Annotated in this window: 18 protein-coding genes and 1 pseudogene; 12 read left to right on the top strand and 7 right to left on the bottom strand. The window is 66.8% G+C overall.

Features of this window, described 5'->3' with window-relative positions; translation table 11 throughout:
* Positions 1-53 precede the first annotated feature (53 nt).
* Positions 54-710 carry a DUF1345 domain-containing protein gene (locus BFE01S_RS00225; protein ID WP_028223850.1) on the bottom strand — a complete coding sequence of 219 codons (657 nt, stop codon included), beginning with the start codon at positions 708-710 and terminating at the stop codon, positions 54-56.
* Positions 711-969: 259 nt separating this feature from the next.
* Here BFE01S_RS00225 and BFE01S_RS00230 point away from each other — a divergent pair, with 259 nt between their 5' ends.
* The 4 genes from BFE01S_RS00230 (at position 970) to BFE01S_RS00245 (ending at position 5,673) form a co-directional block, all read left to right on the top strand.
* Positions 970-1,539, top strand: a complete 570-nt coding sequence (locus tag BFE01S_RS00230; protein ID WP_028223851.1) for a sugar dehydrogenase complex small subunit — start codon at positions 970-972, stop codon at positions 1,537-1,539.
* Between the two features lie 211 nt (positions 1,540-1,750).
* Positions 1,751-3,352, top strand: coding sequence for a GMC family oxidoreductase (locus BFE01S_RS00235; protein WP_028223852.1), 1,602 nt, complete (start codon positions 1,751-1,753; stop codon positions 3,350-3,352).
* A 23-nt stretch (positions 3,353-3,375) separates the two neighbouring features.
* A complete protein-coding gene (locus tag BFE01S_RS36840; protein WP_042336923.1) occupies positions 3,376-4,794 on the top strand; it encodes a cytochrome c in 1,419 nt (472 codons plus the stop codon).
* A 147-nt stretch (positions 4,795-4,941) separates the two neighbouring features.
* The gene (locus BFE01S_RS00245) at positions 4,942-5,673 is read left to right on the top strand and encodes a metallophosphoesterase (RefSeq protein ID WP_028223853.1); all 732 of its coding nucleotides are present in this window, start codon (positions 4,942-4,944) and stop codon (positions 5,671-5,673) included.
* A 47-nt stretch (positions 5,674-5,720) separates the two neighbouring features.
* On the opposite strand, the gene BFE01S_RS00250 is transcribed toward BFE01S_RS00245, so the two are convergent.
* Both BFE01S_RS00250 and BFE01S_RS00255 read right to left on the bottom strand, forming a co-directional pair.
* A complete protein-coding gene (locus tag BFE01S_RS00250; RefSeq protein ID WP_028223854.1) occupies positions 5,721-6,422 on the bottom strand; it encodes an RES family NAD+ phosphorylase in 702 nt (233 codons plus the stop codon).
* Positions 6,419-6,781, bottom strand: coding sequence for an MbcA/ParS/Xre antitoxin family protein (locus BFE01S_RS00255; protein WP_042336911.1), 363 nt, complete (start codon positions 6,779-6,781; stop codon positions 6,419-6,421). The genes BFE01S_RS00250 and BFE01S_RS00255 overlap by 4 nt, the downstream gene beginning before the upstream one ends.
* Before the next feature lie 194 nt (positions 6,782-6,975).
* On the opposite strand from BFE01S_RS00255, the gene BFE01S_RS00260 reads away from it, so the two are divergent.
* Complete coding sequence (locus BFE01S_RS00260; RefSeq protein ID WP_156966855.1) at positions 6,976-7,491, top strand: hypothetical protein; 516 nt, start codon at positions 6,976-6,978, stop codon at positions 7,489-7,491.
* An 8-nt stretch (positions 7,492-7,499) separates the two neighbouring features.
* Here BFE01S_RS00260 and BFE01S_RS00265 read toward each other — a convergent pair whose 3' ends face one another.
* On the bottom strand, positions 7,500-8,351 hold the full coding sequence (locus BFE01S_RS00265) for a LysR family transcriptional regulator (RefSeq protein ID WP_028223857.1): 852 nt from the start codon (positions 8,349-8,351) through the stop codon (positions 7,500-7,502).
* Positions 8,352-8,458: 107 nt separating this feature from the next.
* On the opposite strand from BFE01S_RS00265, the gene BFE01S_RS00270 reads away from it, so the two are divergent.
* Entirely contained in the window at positions 8,459-8,842 is a 384-nt protein-coding gene (locus tag BFE01S_RS00270) for a tautomerase family protein (protein ID WP_028223858.1), read from the top strand.
* 57 nt (positions 8,843-8,899) lie between these two features.
* Here the strand turns inward: BFE01S_RS00270 and BFE01S_RS00275 are convergent, their stop codons facing one another.
* Positions 8,900-9,403, bottom strand: a complete 504-nt coding sequence (locus BFE01S_RS00275) for a DinB family protein (RefSeq protein ID WP_028223859.1) — start codon at positions 9,401-9,403, stop codon at positions 8,900-8,902.
* 183 nt (positions 9,404-9,586) lie between these two features.
* Here BFE01S_RS00275 and BFE01S_RS00280 point away from each other — a divergent pair, with 183 nt between their 5' ends.
* The 3 genes from BFE01S_RS00280 to BFE01S_RS00290 all read left to right on the top strand — a co-directional run bounded on the left by BFE01S_RS00280 (position 9,587) and on the right by BFE01S_RS00290 (position 12,324).
* A complete protein-coding gene (locus BFE01S_RS00280; RefSeq protein WP_245620994.1) occupies positions 9,587-10,153 on the top strand; it encodes a TetR/AcrR family transcriptional regulator in 567 nt (188 codons plus the stop codon).
* Between the two features lie 169 nt (positions 10,154-10,322).
* A complete protein-coding gene (locus BFE01S_RS36845) occupies positions 10,323-11,345 on the top strand; it encodes a YncE family protein (protein ID WP_169742579.1) in 1,023 nt (340 codons plus the stop codon).
* A 10-nt stretch (positions 11,346-11,355) separates the two neighbouring features.
* A complete protein-coding gene (locus BFE01S_RS00290) occupies positions 11,356-12,324 on the top strand; it encodes a sterol desaturase family protein (protein WP_028223861.1) in 969 nt (322 codons plus the stop codon).
* A 428-nt stretch (positions 12,325-12,752) separates the two neighbouring features.
* On the opposite strand, the gene BFE01S_RS00295 is transcribed toward BFE01S_RS00290, so the two are convergent.
* The gene (locus tag BFE01S_RS00295; RefSeq protein ID WP_028223862.1) at positions 12,753-12,971 is read right to left on the bottom strand and encodes a YdcH family protein; all 219 of its coding nucleotides are present in this window, start codon (positions 12,969-12,971) and stop codon (positions 12,753-12,755) included.
* A gap of 246 nt (positions 12,972-13,217) precedes the next feature.
* On the opposite strand from BFE01S_RS00295, the gene BFE01S_RS36850 reads away from it, so the two are divergent.
* Together BFE01S_RS36850 and BFE01S_RS00305 are read left to right on the top strand one after the other, a co-directional pair.
* A complete protein-coding gene (locus BFE01S_RS36850; RefSeq protein WP_052420747.1) occupies positions 13,218-14,843 on the top strand; it encodes a CHAD domain-containing protein in 1,626 nt (541 codons plus the stop codon).
* A gap of 71 nt (positions 14,844-14,914) precedes the next feature.
* Positions 14,915-15,790 (top strand): TOBE domain-containing protein, encoded by an 876-nt coding sequence (locus BFE01S_RS00305; protein ID WP_042336914.1) that lies wholly within the window; start codon positions 14,915-14,917, stop codon positions 15,788-15,790.
* Positions 15,791-15,803: 13 nt separating this feature from the next.
* Here BFE01S_RS00305 and BFE01S_RS00310 read toward each other — a convergent pair whose 3' ends face one another.
* Positions 15,804-16,511, bottom strand: coding sequence for a phosphatase PAP2 family protein (locus tag BFE01S_RS00310; RefSeq protein WP_028223864.1), 708 nt, complete (start codon positions 16,509-16,511; stop codon positions 15,804-15,806).
* 316 nt (positions 16,512-16,827) lie between these two features.
* Between BFE01S_RS00310 and BFE01S_RS00320 the strand changes: the two are divergent.
* Positions 16,828-17,210, top strand: a pseudogene (locus tag BFE01S_RS00320) (hypothetical protein); the annotation flags it as partial.

Below are 17,210 nucleotides of genomic sequence, written 5' to 3' on the forward strand. Positions count from 1 at the left end.
GCATGCCCGGCGACGGGGCGGAGAACGCCCCGGAGGAGGGAGGGAACGCGGCGTTAGCCGCCTACCATGCTGGCGGCGATGTTCACGCACAGGCCCAGCACGGCCACATTGAAGTAGAACGAGAGGATGGACTGCGCGAGCACGCTGCGCCGCGCGCTGCGCCCGCGCATGCCCACGTCGGCGGTTTGCGAGGCCACGGCGATGGTGAACGAAAAGTACAGGAAATCCCAGTAATTCGGCGCAAGCTCGCGGTCGGGAAAGACGAGCGCGGGCGCTGAGGGATCGGACCCGTAGAACACGCGCGCGTAATGCAGCGTGAAGATGGTGGGAATGAGGAACCACGCGCCGATCAGCGTGAGGCCCGTAATGGCCGAATGCAGCACTTTCGAAGCGATGCCGAGGTCCTTCGTGGTGCCGAGTTCGAGCACGATCGCCACGATGCTCGCCACCGTCGCGGTGCAGATCACGAAGAGCACCGCGCCCGCGTTTTCGTCTTCGCGCTGGGCGTTGCTGCGCACGCTCTCTTCGCTGGCGAAGGCCATGTGCACCCAGATCAGCACGAGGTAGACCCAGATCGCCGCGTCCCAGCCCAGCAGCACGCGCGCCGTGGGCCTGAGCGCGGCCGGCGAAAGGAAGCCCACCGCGAGTCCGGCCAGCGCCCCGAGCATCATGTATGGGCGGTTGCGTAACACCTGAGGGTAGAGATTCATGTCGTCGTGAATGTGGCAAAACGTTGGGCAGGGGCCTGCTGCGGCGATTCTATCGTGCGTTTTATGCCATGCATGATGGCAACGGGTTTGTCTAATCGCGCCAGGAAAGGCTATATTGCTTGCGCGGCGCGTCATCGGCACCTTTCATCCGGAAAGGCGCCGTGCACGCCGCAACACGATAGCAAACCTCGTTCGTATCGCCCCGGACCCGGCAGGCAACATGGCTGCCGGCTCGCTACGAAACTCATCTGGAGTCCGCATGACAGATGTGACGCAGGACGGGACGCCCCACACCTCGGGCCACCGGCCCGGCCGCCGGCACTTCGTGACCGGCGCGTGCGCCGCCGCGGCGGTGCTGGCTTTCACGATGGCCGGGCGCCCCGGCTCGCTGCCCGGCTTCGCGCGCGTGTTCGCCGCCACCTCCCCCGACGACAGCGGCTACGACGCCTTCATCGCGCTCTCGCAACGGCTGACCGGCCGCACCAGCTTCGACAAGCTGCTCGGCGAGCGCATCTATGCGTCGCTCGCCCGCGCGAACAGCCAGTTTGCCTCGAACGTGGGCGCGCTCGGCGGCTGGCTGCAGAGCCACGGCGGCGTGCCCTCGGACAGCGTGACCGCGGCGCTCAAAGACGCGCAGCCCGAACTCGCGACGACGGTGGGCGACATCATGCGCGCCTGGTATCTGGGCCTCGTGGGCGATTCTCCGCATATCGAGGTGGTGGCGTACGAGAAGGCGCTGATGTTCGATCCGGTCAACGATGTGCTGACCATTCCGTCGTATTGTCGCGACGTGCCGTTCTATTGGACGAAAAAGCCCGGCAGCAGTTGAGCACGGGCGGTTGTAGCAGTGGCGGACGTGCCGCATTCCGCACGCCGGCCGGGCAGAGCGTTCCGGCAGGCGTGCCAGGGCCTGGGCACGTCACGCATGGCCTCGCGCGTGCTGCCTCTCGCACGCGACGGCCGCCGCGTCGGCGTGGCGCGGCGGTTGCGCAATGCCGCGCGCGGTCCCCACAACGAAAGCCAGAAGAAAGAGGACGACAATGGCGATAGACAACTCTGCCGACGTAGTCGTGGTCGGTTCGGGCGTGGCGGGCAGTCTGGTCGCGTATCAGCTCGCGCAGGCGGGCGCTTCGGTGATCCTGCTCGAAGCCGGGCCGCGCCTCGCGCGCTGGCAGATCGTGGAGAACTTCCGCAACTCGCCCGCGAAAGCCGACTTCGCGACACCTTATCCCTCTTCGCCTTACGCCCCGCATCCCGAATACTCGCCGGCCAACGACTACCTGATCCAGAAAGGCGACTATCCCTACAACTCGCAGTACCTGCGCCTCGTGGGCGGCACGACGTGGCACTGGGCCGCCGCCGCGTGGCGGCTCCTGCCCGCGGATTTCCGCCTGAAAACGCAATACGGCGTGGGCCGCGACTGGCCGTATCCGTACGAGACGCTCGAGCCGTGGTACCAGGCGGCCGAGGAGGCGCTGGGCGTGTCGGGGCCGGGCGCCTCCTACGATCTGGGTTCGCCGCGCTCGCATCCCTATCCGATGAGCATGCTGCCGCTTTCGTACATGGATCAGCGCTTTTCGGACGTGCTCAACGCGAACGGTTTTCACGTGGTGCCCGAGCCGGTGGCGCGCAACAGCCGGCCCTACGACGCGCGTCCCACCTGCTGCGGGAACAACAACTGCATGCCGATCTGCCCGATTGCGGCGATGTACGGCGGCATAGTCCACGCCGAAAAAGCCGAGCATGCGGGCGCCAGGCTGATTGCGCAGGCGGTGGTCTATCGCGTGGAGGCCGACAACAAGGGGCTCATTACCGCGGTCCACTACAAGGACCCGAACGGCAACAGCACCCGCGTCACCGGCAAGCTTTTCGTGCTCGCGGCGAACGGCATCGAAACGCCGAAGCTGATGCTGATGTCCGTGAGCGATGCGTTTCCGCACGGCATCGGCAACAGTTCCGACCAGGTGGGCCGCAACCTCATGGATCACCCGGGCACGGGCGTCGCGTTCCTCGCCAACGAGCCCTTGTGGCCGGGCCGCGGGCCCATGGAAATGACCTCCGTGGTGAACTTCCGCGACGGTGCGTTCCGCTCCGACTATGCCTCGAAGAAACTGCATCTTTCGAACGGCGTCGGCACGATGGCGGTGACCGCCGCGCTCATCAAGAACGGCGTGACGGGGGCCGAACTGGACCGCCAGATCCGCGACCGCGCGGCGCGCACGCTCAACATCAACAGCTTTCACGAGCATCTGCCCGAGCCGCAGAACCGCGTGCTGCCCTCGGGCGAGCGCAAGGACGCGCTCGGCATTCCGCAGCCCGAGATCTACTACTCGATCAACGACTACGTGAAGAAAAGCGCGGCCAATACGCACGATCTGTATGCGCAGATCGCGCAGCTCTTCGGCGGCACCGAGGTCGCCTTCGACGACACCTTCGCGCCGAACAACCACATCATGGGCACGACGATCATGGGGGCCAACCCCGCGGACTCGGTCGTGGATGCCGACTGCCGCACGCATGACCATTCGAACCTGTTCATCGCGAGCAGCGCGGTGATGCCCACCGCGGCATCGGTGAACTGCACGCTCACGATTGCCGCGTTGTCGCTGAAGCTGGCCGACAAACTGCGGCACGAGCTCTGATGCGCACCGGCCGGAGACAGACGATGAACGAACGACAGTCCCCTTGCGTACGCGCCGCCCTGCTCGCACCCGTGGCCCGCACCCGGCACACGCGCACCGCGCTGGCAGCGGTCTTTTTCTGTGCTTTCGCGCTCTATGTTGCGTGGCACGCCTCGCACGACGGCGCGGCCCGGCCCGTGGACGAACTGCCCCTGCCGGCCGCGCATGGCCAGGCATCGGACGCGACGCCCGACGGCACGGCGGTCAATCAGCCCGAACTCGTGAAGCGCGGCGAGTACCTCACGCGCGTGGGCGACTGCGTGGCCTGCCACACCGCCGACAAGAGCCGTCCATTCGCGGGCGGACTTCCTATCGTCACGCCGTTCGGCAAGATCTATACGCCGAACATCACGCCCGACCCGGACACCGGCATCGGCCAGTGGAGCGACGCCGACTTCATGCGCGCGATGCACGAAGGCATCGGCAAGAACGGCGAGCGGCTCTATCCGGCGTTCCCGTATGTGGAATTCACGCGCGTCACCGAACAGGACGTGCAGGCGATCCGCGCTTATCTGAACACCGTCGCGCCCATTCACTACGCACCGCCCGCCAACGAACTGCGCTTCCCGTTCAACCTGCGCTGGCTGATGGTCGTCTGGAACCTCTTCAACTTCAACGAAGGGCGCTTCGTGCCGGACCCGCAACAGAGCGCCGAATACAACCGCGGCGCGTATCTCGTGAAAGGGCTGGCACATTGTGAGGAGTGCCACACACCGCGCAACTTCATGCAGGGCTTGAGCAAGAGCGAGCGCTTCGCGGGCGCGACCCAGGCGGGCTGGCAGGCCTACAACATCACGCCGGACAAGGCGGGCGGCATCGGCAACTGGAGCGACGACGAACTGATCGCCTATCTTTCGACCGGCGCCGCCGCCGGCCACGCAAACGCGGCGGGACCGATGGCCGAAGTCGTGCAGAACTCCACGCAATATCTCACCGACGAAGACCTGCACTCGGTCGTGGCCTACCTGCGCGGGCAGCAGCCGATTTCGGGCGGCGTGACGCGCTCGCGCGACTCGTGGGGGAAGCCTGCCGTGGACGACGTGACGACGCTGCGCGGCACCGAAGTGACGAGCGTGAACGGCGTGCAGCTTTTCGTCGCGAACTGCGCGAGCTGCCACAACTGGACCGGCGAAGGCATCGGCGCGAGCGCGCCGGGCGCCTACCCCGCGCTGATTCACAACAGCGTGGCGGGCGCGGCCAGCCCGGGCAACCTGGCCATGGTGATCCTGCACGGCGTGACGCGCAAAACGAAGGATGCGGACGTGCTGATGCCCGCATTCGGCAGCGAGCTCACCAATGACCAGGTTGCCGCGATTTCGAACTACGTGACGAAGCAGTTCGGCAATCCGCAGGCGACGATCACGCCCGATCAGGTCGGCACGCTGCGCGCCCAGCCGCAGTGAGCGTAGCTTCGGGCGCGCAGCCTGGCGCGCCCGGCATGGGGCACCGCAAGCGGGTGGGGGCGCGCAGGCGCGCGCCTCCCAGGCCGGCACGCCGCCTGCGCGCAGACGTGACACGCGCGGACTGATCGGCGGCGCTATCATGAGGGCATGATTCCCGCACCCATTCCTGTTATCGAGCATCACGCAGGCAACACCGCCGGCCGCGATTTCGTGGTCGGCGATCTGCACGGCTGCGTGGATGCGTTGCGCTTTCTTTTGCGCGAGGTGGGGTTCGACGCGTCGCGCGACCGGCTGTTCTCGGTGGGCGACCTCGTCGATCGCGGCGACCAGAGCGTGGAGGCACTGGCCCTCCTCGACAAGCCGTGGTTCTTCGCGGTGCTCGGCAATCACGAAGACACGATGTGCGCCGTGGCCGAGGGCCGCCAGCCGCGCTATCGCTGGTACGGCATCGGTGGCGGGTGGGCCGAGTCGCTGCCGGAGGGCGCGCTCGTGCAGCACGCCGCACGCCTGCGCAAGCTGCCGCTCGTGCGCGTGATCGGCGAAGGCGGCGCGCGCTTCAACGTGCTCCATGCGGAATTTTTCGGCGACGATGCCGAGCTCGACGCGGCCCGCTTCGACGACACCGTGCGCGAACGCCTGCTCTGGGGACGCGCGCTCGCGCTCGGCGAGGCGAGGCCGAAGCGCGGCCTTTCCCCCACCTACTGCGGTCATACGCCGATGCGCGAAGTGCGCCAGATCGGCGCGCAGATCTTCATCGATACTGGCGCGTTCATTCCCGAAGGTCGCCTGACGATAGTCGAGGCGCTCACGCAGCGGCAGTGGTCGGCCTCGACAACCGAGGCGCGCGAGCAAGGCGCCGCGCAGATAGCGCTGCCCTGAAGCAGCGGCTTCCCGGCCGCCGTGCGTTTGGGCTCGGGTTTTGTCGCTCAGCCCACGCGGTTCAGTTCGAACACCATATCGACCGCCTGGCCGTTCCAGTTGTATTCGAGGTAGGCCGCGTGATGGCACGCGCGCACGATCGACGTGCGCAGCGCGGCAAGACACTCGCCGCCCGCGTCGCGCACGGAAGGGTAGGCGATGCCGGGCGCGCCCGCCGCCCGCACCGCGCGGCCAAGCGCCTGGCCGGCCCCGTAGTCGAGCGGCGAGAGCACGGCGGGGTCGAGCGCGGGATCGTCGCGCAGATCGACCACTTCGCCTTTCGCTTCCACCGTGTAGAGCCGCATTTGCTGGCGCAGCGGCGGCTCGCGGGTTGCGGCGAGAAACAGTGCCGAGTGGTAGCGCGTCTCGGCAATGGCGGTCTCGCGCGAGCGCGCGCAGTAGAACACGCCGTAGCTGCCGTCGGAAAAACGGCTGCCCTGGGGATTCAGGTGCGTGAAGGCGGCCATGATCGGGCCATAGCCGGGGCCGAAGCGGCGCTCTTCGCGCGGCACGAGATCGAGTTCGCCGGTTTCCGTGCGCAGGCGGTCGTTGGTGAGGGCTTCGAGCGCGTAGAGCGCCTCGAAGTCCTCGGCCGATGCCACGCGGTCGAACAGGTTCACGGCGGGAAAGCGGGTGGGAATGACCCGGTACGCCGGCGACCATGCGAGCGGCGCGCTGCGCCAGCGGTGCTGCCAGTTCGTTTGCGTCACGCCCAGCCGCCCCGCATCGCATCCAGATACTGACGCACCGCCACGAGGTCGCTGACATTGCCGGCCAGCATGCGGTCGAGCGCGCGCCGGCCGCCGAACGGCGGCGCGCTGTTGGGACGCTTGACCCAGGCGTCCGCGGCGGCGGGCTGGGGCAGCAGGATCTGCAGCGCCTTGTAGATGCCGAGCAGCAGCGAGAGCCGCTCCAGCGTGTCGCGGCCCAGGCGGGCGGATTCCGGCGTTTGCTTCCACTTGAAGAAGGTCGAGCGGCCCGGCGAGCCGAGCAGGACGATTTGCTCGTCGGCCGTCAAATCCCAGTCGCGCGCGATGTTGAAGAAGGCGCGCAGGCCGGCCGCCGACATCTGGGTGAGGGTGGGCTCGGCCCCCGGTCGTCGGGTCGGGGCGGCAGGCGAAGAAGCGCTCGCATACGGCATGATTGAGTCCTAAAATGAACTTTGACTAAATATTAGTCCATATATGGATTATTGCAAGTTCAGGTTGGGTATAATCGCCGGCCGGTAAACCAAAGATCGAGACGGGTAGTCAGGAGGGCGACGTGCGGGCAGTGGCAGTGTTGGTCGCGGCAATGTGGATATCGACGGCGGCCGTGGCGGCCGGGTCAGGCGGGGGCGCGGGGGCAGCGGGTGTGCAGCAGGCGCAGACGGGTGCCCGGGCGCACGCGGGAAAGGGTGCGCATGCCGCGAAACGCGGGAATCACGCCCGCAAGCCGAAGCGCGAAACGCACGCGAAGCCGGGGGCGGCCCGAACGCATCCGAAGGCAGCGCATCACGGCGGCAGTCATTCGGCGGCGCATGCCCGGACGCACAAGGCCAGCCCGCATGCCGGCGCGGCCCATGCGGCGAAGGCGCCCCATGGCAACCCGCACGCCGCGGCACAGGCGCATGCGCGAGAGGGTGCGGCCCATGCGCCGCGCCGTGCGCCGGCAAAACCCGCTGCAGCGCGCCCGGCCGCGCGCCGCAAACTCGTGGTGCAGGCGTCCCCGGCGTCGGCTAACGCACCGCATCGTTCCTCCACGGCACAGCCGCGCGAGTTGCCGCCCATCCTTGGCTGACGTCTGGCTTACCCGGCCCCGAGGCTCGCGGCGAGCAGTTGCAGCGTAGCCGCGGAACGCGGCTCGCGCACGCGCGAGTAAAGCTGCACGCGCGAAGCGGGCAGCGTGGGCAGACCGAATCGCGCGCTCACGTCCACGAGCGCGCGCGGCGCCACGCGCCGCGCGAGCGGCGAAACGGCCAGTCCGGCCTCCAGCGCCGCGCCCACGGCGGCCACGCCGCCGCCCACGAACACCTTGTTCCAGACAATCCCTTCCGTATCGAGCGCCCGGACCGCCATGGCGTGCACCGCGCAGGGCGGCGCCACCAGCGCGAGCGGCAGCGGTACGCCCGGCTGCCAGTGGAAGCCGGGCGCGGCCAGCCAGACCAGCGGCTCGGTGAAGAGCGTCTGCGCGTCGCCGCGCGGCAACTCGTGGTCTTCCTGGCGGATGATCGCCGCGTCCAGCCGGCGCTCGTCGTACTGGGCGAGCAGGGTTGCCGACGATCCCAGATGAAGCTCGATCACGAGCCCCGGGTCGTGCGCGCGCAGGCTGGCGAGCTGGCTCGCGAGCTGCGCGTCGGCGACGTGCTCGGAGAGGCCGAGCGCCAGGTGCCGTTCGTCGTCGGTCAGCACGCCTAGCGCGCGCTCATGGGCGCCGAGCAGGTCGCGCGCGGCACCGAGGAACGCCAGCCCATCGGGGGACAGGCGCACGACGCGCGGCGTGCGTTCGAGCAATTGGCGCCCGAGATGGCTTTCGAGGCGCTTGAGCTTGAGGCTGACGGCGGATTGCGTGGTGTCGAGCGCGTCGGCGGCGCGCGTGAAGCTGCGCAGTTCGGCAACCAGCACGAACGCGCGCACGGCATCGAGGTCGAGCGGTTTCATCTCATGATTCATTTCTATTGTAAATAGATGAAATATCTATCCATATCTGTTAATCATGATGATGCTCGCCTAAGCTTGTGCATGTCAATTCGATCAAGGAGAACGACATGCCCTTTACCCGAATCGCCGTGCGCGCCGGCAAGCCCGCCCAATACCGCGAAGCGCTCGCCAAGGGAGTCCATCGCGCGCTCATGGAAGTGTTCAAGGCGCCGGAAGACGACTTCTTCATGCTGGTCAACGAACACGACGCGGAGAACTTCTTCTTCGGCCGCCATTACCTGGGCATCGAGCGCAGCGACGACCTCGTGATGATCCAGATCGCGGTAAGCAACACGCGCGGCCAGGATCAGAAGAAGGCGCTATTCGCGCAGATCGCGCGCAATCTCGCGGACAGCCCAGGCGTGCGGCCCGAGGACGTGTTCGTCAATCTGGTGGATGTGGCGCGCGAGAACTGGTCGTTCGGCAACGGGATTGCGCAGTACGCGACGTGAGAGATCGTAGGTAATCCGGCGTTAGCGCGAACTCGACAGCGGCTTCGCGCCCCCGCCTCAGCCTCGCCCTCTCGTCGATGCCTCCGCTTCATGCAACCAGGTCGTGAAGCCATCTCTCGCTGGCGAAAGGGCGTTGAGCAGCATCAGGGCGCTCACCTGGCCGCGGTGGCCGGTGCCATGGTTGATGATGTGCACGAGCATTTCCTCCCGGGACATGCAACCCGGGGCACCATCGGTGAACACGAAATCGATCCGTTCCGCCAGGGCGTCTTGCCCGAGCCCGGACACATACTCTATGTACTCCTGATCAGATGTTCTGATGTCCGCGGCCAGATCGTCCAGCGTCGGCAACTCGCTCAGGTTGGCCGACGTATAGGGGTGAGTCTTACGCTGCAGATGCGCGGCGAAGATCCGGTCGACGACATAGCTGTGGCTCAGGGCCTTGACGGCCAGTCGGGTCAGGGTGAATCGACGCAACGGGCCAAGCCTCGCCAGCGCGGTCAGCAGCTCGTCATTTGCCCAGGCCTTGTATCGGAACAGATGTTGCAAGGTGTCGTGCATGTCGTGACTTCCCGAGAGTTTTGCGCGTCGCGCGCATTGTGCAAGGTGCTGCCTTGCATTTCCATGTTGGGTAATGTACGAGCTATCATTCGCTTTTCATACTCGCATTGGCGGCGTGGAAAAATGGCACGTAGACCGCTCACAAAACCCAGGAAAGTCGCTACTCAGCAGCGATCGCGCGCGATGGTTGATGCGCTGATTGAAGCGACTGCTCGCATTCTCGTCAAGGAAGGCTTCGACAAGGCCAGCACCAACCGCATCGCAGCGGTGGCGGGAGTGAGCGTTGGTTCGCTCTACCAATATTTCCCCAGCAAGGAGGCACTCGTTGCTGCCGTCATCGAGCGCCACCAGCGGGAGATCATGCAGATGGTCCGGTGCGAGTTGGCGGGGGTCCTGGCCGAACCGGTCGACAAGGCGGTGCGCAAACTCGTCACGGTTGCGGTTAAGGCTCACCGTGTCGATCCCAGGCTGCATCGCGTACTCGCGGAGCAGATTCCGCGCGTGGGCGAGCTCGAGAAGCTGGAAACGTTCAACCGCGAGAACTTCACCCTGTTCAGCACTTATCTGGAGCGGCACCGCGACGAACTGCGCATCGACGACGTGGGGCTCGCATCCTATGTCTGCGTAACGACCATCGAGGCGTTGACGCACAACGCAGTGCTGCACTATTCCACGGTGCTTACGGATGCAATGATGGAGGCGCTCATCGACGAGGCGGCGCGCCTCGTGACTGGGTATCTGAAGCGGTGAGGGCGACGACGACCGTGACCGCTATTGATCGGCCGCCGGGATAATGCATCCGCAAACGCCCGGCGTTAGTCGAATTGAAAGCGCAGCACGATATAGTTTCGTGGCTCGTACCCGCAGCGCCACCTCGCCTTACACGAGCGTTGCCGCACCATTCCGGATCGCATACACCATGAAGCATTCCCGCCGCACATGGCTTGGCCGAAGCCTCGCCGTTCCTCTGGGCCTCAGTCTGTCCCCGCTACTTTCGCTGCGCTCCGGCCTGGCCGCCGCTGCCGCTCCCACGCCTGCGCTTGCCATCGTGATGAATTCCGGCGAAGCGAGCGTTTCGGTCATCGACATGACGACGCGTCGCGTCGTCCGCACGCTGCCGACGCTGCGCGAGCCCAGCCACTGGGCGCTCACGCCGGATCGCAGCAAGCTCTACATTGCCGACGCAAGCGGTAATGCGCTGTTCATCGTCGATCCGCGCACCGGCACCGCGATTGGCCACAAGACGATTGCGGATCCCTATCAGCTCGGTTTCAGTCCCGACCACCGCTACCTGGTCGTCAACGCGCTGCGCCTGAATTACGTCGATATTTATCGGGCCGACGACTTGACCCTCGTCAAGCGTTTCGAAGTGGGCAAGATGCCGAGCCACCTCGACTTCACCCCCGACTCGCGCACGAGCTTCAGCTCCATGCAGGAGTCGGACACGCTCGTGGCGTTCGATCTCACCAACATGACGGTGCGCTGGACCTCGAAGGTCGGCGCCACGCCCGCCGGGGTGCTGTGGCACAACGGCAAGGTGCTGGTCTGCGTGATGGGCGCCGATCACGTCGCCGAGGTCGATCCGGCGGACGGCAAGGTGCTGCGCAAGATCAAGACGGGCGTCGGCCCGCACAACATCTTCCTCACGCCGGATGGCAAGACGCTTTATGTGAGCAACCGGATTGGCGGCTCGCTGGCGGCGCTCGATCCCGTCACGTACGAGCTTCGCCGTACGTATCCGTTCCACGCGGCGGGCCCCGACGACGTCAGCGTCGGTCCGGACGGCATGCTGTGGGTGACGCTGCGTTTTCGCGAGCAGGTCGCAGTGCTCGATCCCGCGAGCGGCAACTACGAGACGATCGAGGTGGGGCGTTCCCCGCACGGCATTTTTCTCACGACCGAGCTGAGCCGCCCAGGCCTCGTCACGGCCGAAGCACTGTGACAGGTTCGCCATGCTGACATTCATCGACAGGCTCTTCAACATGCTGGCCGGCGAGATCGACCAGTACCTCGTGTTGCCGGTGCTCTATCACTTCGGCTGGATGGAGTGGGAGGAGCTTTCGTTCGACTGGGCGCTCATTTGCGTCTACGGCTTCTTCGCCGTGATCGCCACCTACGCCGTGTGCTGGCCGCTCGAAGCCTTCTTCCCGATCGAACGCTGGGAGGATCGCAAGGCCGTGCTGACCGACGCGTTCTATACGGTGCTCAACCGCGTCGGCGTGCTGCCGGTCGTCAGCTTCCTCCTGTTTTATCAGGTGCAGGTCTGGGTCAACGGTTTTGTCGTGAGCCTCGGCTACATCCCGCCGACGCTCGAAACGATCATTCCGTCGCTGCTGGGGCATCCGGTCATCACCTTCATCTTCTATGCGTTGATTCTCGATTGCGCCGATTACTGGCGGCACCGGCTTTCCCACGCCTTCCGCAGCTGGTACGCGCTGCATGCCCTGCATCATGCGCAGCGCCAGATGAGCTTCTGGTCCGACGACCGCAATCATCTGCTCGACGATCTTGTCGCGGGCCTGTGGTTCGGCGTCGTCGGTCTCGCGATCGGCATTCCGCCGCTGCAGTTTCCGCTGCTCTTCCTGTTCATGCGGTTCATCGAAAGCCTCAGCCACGCGAACATCAAGCTCTCGTTCGGCTGGCTCGGCGACAGGCTGCTCGTGTCGCCGCGCTTTCACCGGCTGCACCACGGCCTGCGCGCTGCCGGCCGCAATTCGTGCAACTATGGGGCGGTGTTTCCGTTCTGGGACATGCTCTTCGGCACGGCCGACTTCTCGAACGAATATCCGCCGACCGGCGACAAGCGGGCGCCGGAATCGATGGCGACGGGCGGTTATCTGGCCCAGCAGCTTGGAGGCTTGCAGTTCTTCCTGGCCGAATATCGCGCTGCATCCCGCAGCGCGCGCCGTCGCAACTCGTGACACCCTGGGGCGCCGGCATGCGCGGGTGCCGCGCCCTGCTCCCGCCGCGCTTCGGTGGCGGCCGGCGGGTGTTCTCTCCGTAGGTGAATGAATGTTGCGCAGAACCCATAGCCGGCTTCTCAGATATACGGCGTGCAGGCGCGCAGGTTCGCTGGCACGTAAGGCAATCGGACTGGCGATCGTGTGCGCCGGCTTTGTGTTGATCGTGACGAGCCTGTTGCGATGCGGCTCCCTTTTGTGCAGCCGGTAGTGCTTCCAGTAGTGTTTCCGGTAGTGCTTCCGCGCGGGTAGCAGGGCCGCCGCGGCGGACGCACGTGCCCGCGTGCCAGCATTGCGGCACGCGGGCGTTCCTGTGCGCGTTCGATCGCGAACGCGCACAGTCATGGCGCACAACCCAAAGACAACGCAAGAACAGCGACAGCGCCGCTTCAGGCCTGCGAGGCTTTGACGAGTATCTGATACAGCGAATCTTTGAGCTGCAGCTTCTCTTTCTTCAGTTGCTCGATTGCCATGTCGTCGGCCGGCACGATACCGGCCTCCATGTTCTTGATCTCCTGGTCCAGTTGGTTGTGACGGTGGAAGAGCCGCGCAAAGTGGTCGTCTTCGGTCTTGAGCTGCGAGATCAGGTCTCTGAATTCCGGGAACACTCAATACTCCTTAAGAAAAGCAGGGTTGTCGACAATAAATGTAAACATTCTTTCGCTGCCGCCGATTTGTTGTCTTGATAATAGTCAAAGTACATAGGGATGGGCGGCAGCACGCGCGTCTTTCTCGCGGTCGGCCCTGTCAGGGTTCTGACAGGGCGTTGTACTATGAGGGTCAGTAGATCCGTGGTCGCCGTTTCGATTCCCCCGTCACTTTGCTGCGTCCTCCGTCCGATCGCTGGAGCGTTCATGGTTCGTGTTCTGGAAATCGTGCTGGACATCGTTCTTCTCGCGCCTGCCGCGCCCCACAAGCATGCCCCGCGCGGCTTGGCGGCGCCCGCCACGCTGGCGGCGGCATTCATTGATGCACTGCCGCAACTCGGCACGGCGACAGTCGGCGGGGCGCGCGTCGCCACCACCCTGTTCGGCCGCGACGACTGCGATACGCGGCGGGCCCTCGACGGCTGGCGGATTGCCGTGGAGACGCGCGGCGACGCGAGCAAGGTCGCCGTGTCGCGCCGCCATGCCCTGACGCCCGGCATTCACGCGATCACGCCGATCTTCGAGGCCCCGCTCGATGCCGACGGCATTGCGGATTCGCTGTTCGATGCCGCGCCCGAGCCGTTTCGCGAGGCCCTGGCCGCAGTGGGCAAGCCGGTCCCGGTAGTGGGGTTGAGCGCCGTGCGTTACCGCTGGCCCTGGGTGCGCGACGGCATCGAGGCCGAGCTGATACTCGATGCGCAGTTGCACGAAACGGCAACGGCTTCCGATCTCGCCGAGGAAGGCCCGCGTCTGCACGAGTTGCGCGTGCGCGCGCCATGGCCCGACGACGCGGATCCCGCCCCCATCGCCGACGTGCTGTTCGCTTGCGCCGACGCCTTGATCGACGCCGCGCCCGCCGACGCGCCCGCGTTCGTGCGCATGACGGACGCACTCGAGCGCGCCGCGACCGGCAGCCTGGCCGGCGGCACCGAAGCCGCGCGCGCCGCGCCCGTCGATCTGGCGGGGGCGCACACGGACGCGGCCGCGCTCGTCGCCATCGGCCGCAACATCAGCGCGCAATGGTTCGGCAACGACGCAGGCGTACGCGATTCGCCGAAAACGGAGTTCATCCATCAGATGCGCGTTTCGCAGCGGCGCCTGCGCACGGCAATGCGCATCTTTGCGCGCTGGCAGGACGAGACCTGGAGCGCGCAGATCAAGCCCGATCTGAAGTGGCTGGGCGACTTGCTGGGCGAGGCGCGCGACCGCGATGTCTTCGTGGAATCGACGCTGCCCGCGCTCGCCGCCGCCGACACCGAACCCGAGCGCTGGGCGGCCGTGCGCGAAGAGGCCGACCAGGCGCGGCTCGTGGCGCGCGCCCGCGTGCGCGACGCACTGCGCTCGCCGCGCTATGCGCATGTTGCGCTGGCGTGGCTGCGCTGGCTGGCCGCATTGGCCGCCCGCGTGTACGGCGAGACGGCGGGCGAGGGGCCGCACGACACCGCGCGCCCGCTCCACGAGCAGGCGCAAAAGCGGGTGCGGCGCTATTACAAACACCTCGCCGAGACGCCCAGGCTCACCGCCATCGACGAAGCGAGCCGGCATCAAGCGCGCATCAACGCGAAGTACCTGCGCTACACGCTGGAGTTCTTCGCGCCCATCGCCTCGCGCCGCACGCGCACGGAAACGGCGCGCACGCTGGCGCGGCTGCAATCCGTGCTGGGCGACGGCAACGACGCGGCCGTGGCGCTGCGCTTTATCGAAGCGATGGCCATCGATCCCTATCTGCTCGGTTTCGCGCGCGGCTGGTGCGAAGCCGTCAAGCGATCCACCGCGAAGGAAGGCGAGCGGCTGCTGCGCGAATTGCCCAAACCGAAGGTCTCGGGCGAGTGAGGCCCGGACTGTGTTCCGTGCGGCACGCGTCTCTATAATCGAACGCCCTTACTCTGGCGTCCTTGTGCGCGATGAACCCTTCTTCTTCCGATTCGTTGCCGGCCGGGGCGACCCCTCCCGAACTCGGCGTGGGCGGCGCGCTCTGGTTTCAGTCCGGCCAGCAGATGCTGGGTGGCGCCACGCGCATCGGCCTGCTGGCCGCCATTCGCGCAACCGGCTCGATCACCGGCGCCGCGAAGGCGGTGGGCATGAGCTACAAGGGCGCGTGGGACGCCATCGACGCGATGAACAACCTGGCGGGCGAGCCGCTCGTGGTGCGTGCCGCGGGCGGCAAGGGCGGCGGGGGCACGACGCTCACGGCGCGCGCGCTGCGCCTCATCGAGACCTGGCACGCCATCGAGCGCGAGCACCGGCGTTTTCTGGAGCGGGCGGCCGCCGCTGCGGCGGCGCTCGGCGGCGAGAACGCCGCGGGCCAACTCGACAGCGATCTGGCGCTGCTCGGCCGCTTTAGCCTGCGCACCAGCGCGCGCAATTATCTCTACGGCAGGGTTTCCGGCATCGCGTGCGGTGCGGTGAACGACGAGGTGTCGCTTGCGCTGCCCGGCGGTCAGACGGTGGTGGCCGTGGTGACGCGCGAAAGCACCGAAGCGCTGGGACTCACCGAAGGCGCCGCGGCGGTTGCGCTCGTGAAGGCTTCGTCGGTGGTGCTGGTGGCGGGCGATCCGCAGGCGGCGGCCCGGCTCTCGGCGCGCAACCGCCTTGGCGGGACGATAGACGAGGTGCGGCGCGGGGCCGTGAATGCGGAGGTGACGCTTGCGCTGCCGGGCGGCACGGTGATCGCGGCGGTGGTGACGGATGCGAGCGTGGATGCGCTGGGTCTCGTGGCCGGTGCTGCGGCCACGGCGGTCTTCAAGGCTTCGAGCGTGCTGCTGGGCGTGAGCGGCTGAACGCCGTGTTCGCTCAGGCGTGCCGCGGGGTCGGGGTCGGGGCGGCCAGCGTGTTGCGCGTCTGCGAGAGGGGCGAGGCGGCCGACGGATTGTTGCGGTTGGCCTTCCAGCGGGCGCGCACATAGGGTTGCTCGTGGCCCGATACGGTCAGCGCGAGGTGCGTGACCCAGCGGTGCGTGGGCACCCGAACGTTGTGCAGCGCGAAAGTGAGGGCAACGAGACTGAGCGTAACGGCTGCCGCCGAAATGCGGCCTGCCTGCGCGTTCCACCAGTAGCGCACGAAAATGAGCGCCGTGAGCGCGCCGACCACAAAGCCGGCGACCGCTTCGGACGGCGAGTGTGCTTCCAGCACCACGCGCGAGAGCCCCACGGCCACGCCCATGGCGAGCCCCGCCGCGACCCCCGCGGCGCGCAGCGCCGGCCGGGCGCCTTGCAGCATCAGGAAGAATGCCACCGGATAAACGGCCGTGGACAGCATGGCATGACCGCTCACGCCCGTGAAATCGAGCTCGCGCACGCCGACGCCCCAGCCGAGGAAGGCAATCTTGGTGACCGTGACGACACCGATCGAAGCGCCGAGCAGCAGCAGCCAACTCGCCGCCATCCGCATGGAGTAGCCGGCGGCGAGCCACAGCGCGATCGCGAGCGCGAGCGGCAGCGTCAGCCCGGCGCCGCCGAAGTTCGTGATCGCGTACCACTGGTGAAGAGGCAAATCTGGCATGGCTCGGCGCCGCAACGGCGCAAATGAAAAGGGTTATCCAGCGAGGTTGGCAACGAACTTGCCGACGACGTTACTGGCTTCACGCGCAAGCGGCCTTCCGGGCGGACATGCGCGTCACATAGTCTTCCAGTATATCCCTCTCGAAAAACCTCGGCATCGGCTCCATCTGTCTGACCTGTGGTTGCGCTGCACGATGGCCGCGTGGAGTTTCTGCGCTTCGTTCTGCAGTGTCCATTGATTAGTGCTATTGTGCATTGCAACAATAAAACGTTGCTGGATTCTCCAGTTACGTATCCGACCCCCTTTCACAAGGCCGATGATGACGAAAGATCTGACGAAGCTGTGGGCGGGTGGCATGCGACGTCTGCTCGCCATCCAGAATCGCGCCGCTCGCACGGCGCTGCAGGAAGCCGGCGCTCACGCGCCCCAGGCGCACGCCCTCTGGCGAGCCGCCCAGACCGCGGCCACCGAGGCGGCACCAGCTACCCAGGCCGCCGCTCCGACTGCCGCCCGTGCTGCTGCCCCCGCTTCTGCCTCCAGCGCCAGCCGCCCCACGACGCCGCCGCGCGAATCGCGCGTGGGGCCGCGCGGGGCCGCCTGGGCGGGCGGCGAATGGCGGCGCGCCGAGCACGTCGCGCCGGCCACGCCGCAGCGCGGCGCGCGCACGCTCGCCTACGGGCTCTACCTGCCGGCGGGGGG

Source organism: Paraburkholderia ferrariae NBRC 106233, from assembly GCF_000685035.1.
Lineage (GTDB): Bacteria > Pseudomonadota > Gammaproteobacteria > Burkholderiales > Burkholderiaceae > Paraburkholderia > Paraburkholderia ferrariae.

Coding starts and splice junctions, on each gene's coding strand:
- BFE01S_RS00225 (WP_028223850.1), bottom strand. CDS start 710: ATGAATCTCTACCCTCAGGTGTTACGCAACCGCCCATACATGATGCTC.
- BFE01S_RS00230 (WP_028223851.1), top strand. CDS start 970: ATGACAGATGTGACGCAGGACGGGACGCCCCACACCTCGGGCCACCGG.
- BFE01S_RS00235 (WP_028223852.1), top strand. CDS start 1,751: ATGGCGATAGACAACTCTGCCGACGTAGTCGTGGTCGGTTCGGGCGTG.
- BFE01S_RS36840 (WP_042336923.1), top strand. CDS start 3,376: ATGAACGAACGACAGTCCCCTTGCGTACGCGCCGCCCTGCTCGCACCC.
- BFE01S_RS00245 (WP_028223853.1), top strand. CDS start 4,942: ATGATTCCCGCACCCATTCCTGTTATCGAGCATCACGCAGGCAACACC.
- BFE01S_RS00255 (WP_042336911.1), bottom strand. CDS start 6,781: ATGTCGGCGGCCGGCCTGCGCGCCTTCTTCAACATCGCGCGCGACTGG.
- BFE01S_RS00265 (WP_028223857.1), bottom strand. CDS start 8,351: ATGAAACCGCTCGACCTCGATGCCGTGCGCGCGTTCGTGCTGGTTGCC.
- BFE01S_RS00270 (WP_028223858.1), top strand. CDS start 8,459: ATGCCCTTTACCCGAATCGCCGTGCGCGCCGGCAAGCCCGCCCAATAC.
- BFE01S_RS00275 (WP_028223859.1), bottom strand. CDS start 9,403: ATGCACGACACCTTGCAACATCTGTTCCGATACAAGGCCTGGGCAAAT.
- BFE01S_RS00280 (WP_245620994.1), top strand. CDS start 9,587: ATGGTTGATGCGCTGATTGAAGCGACTGCTCGCATTCTCGTCAAGGAA.
- BFE01S_RS36845 (WP_169742579.1), top strand. CDS start 10,323: ATGAAGCATTCCCGCCGCACATGGCTTGGCCGAAGCCTCGCCGTTCCT.
- BFE01S_RS00290 (WP_028223861.1), top strand. CDS start 11,356: ATGCTGACATTCATCGACAGGCTCTTCAACATGCTGGCCGGCGAGATC.
- BFE01S_RS36850 (WP_052420747.1), top strand. CDS start 13,218: ATGGTTCGTGTTCTGGAAATCGTGCTGGACATCGTTCTTCTCGCGCCT.
- BFE01S_RS00305 (WP_042336914.1), top strand. CDS start 14,915: ATGAACCCTTCTTCTTCCGATTCGTTGCCGGCCGGGGCGACCCCTCCC.
- BFE01S_RS00310 (WP_028223864.1), bottom strand. CDS start 16,511: ATGCCAGATTTGCCTCTTCACCAGTGGTACGCGATCACGAACTTCGGC.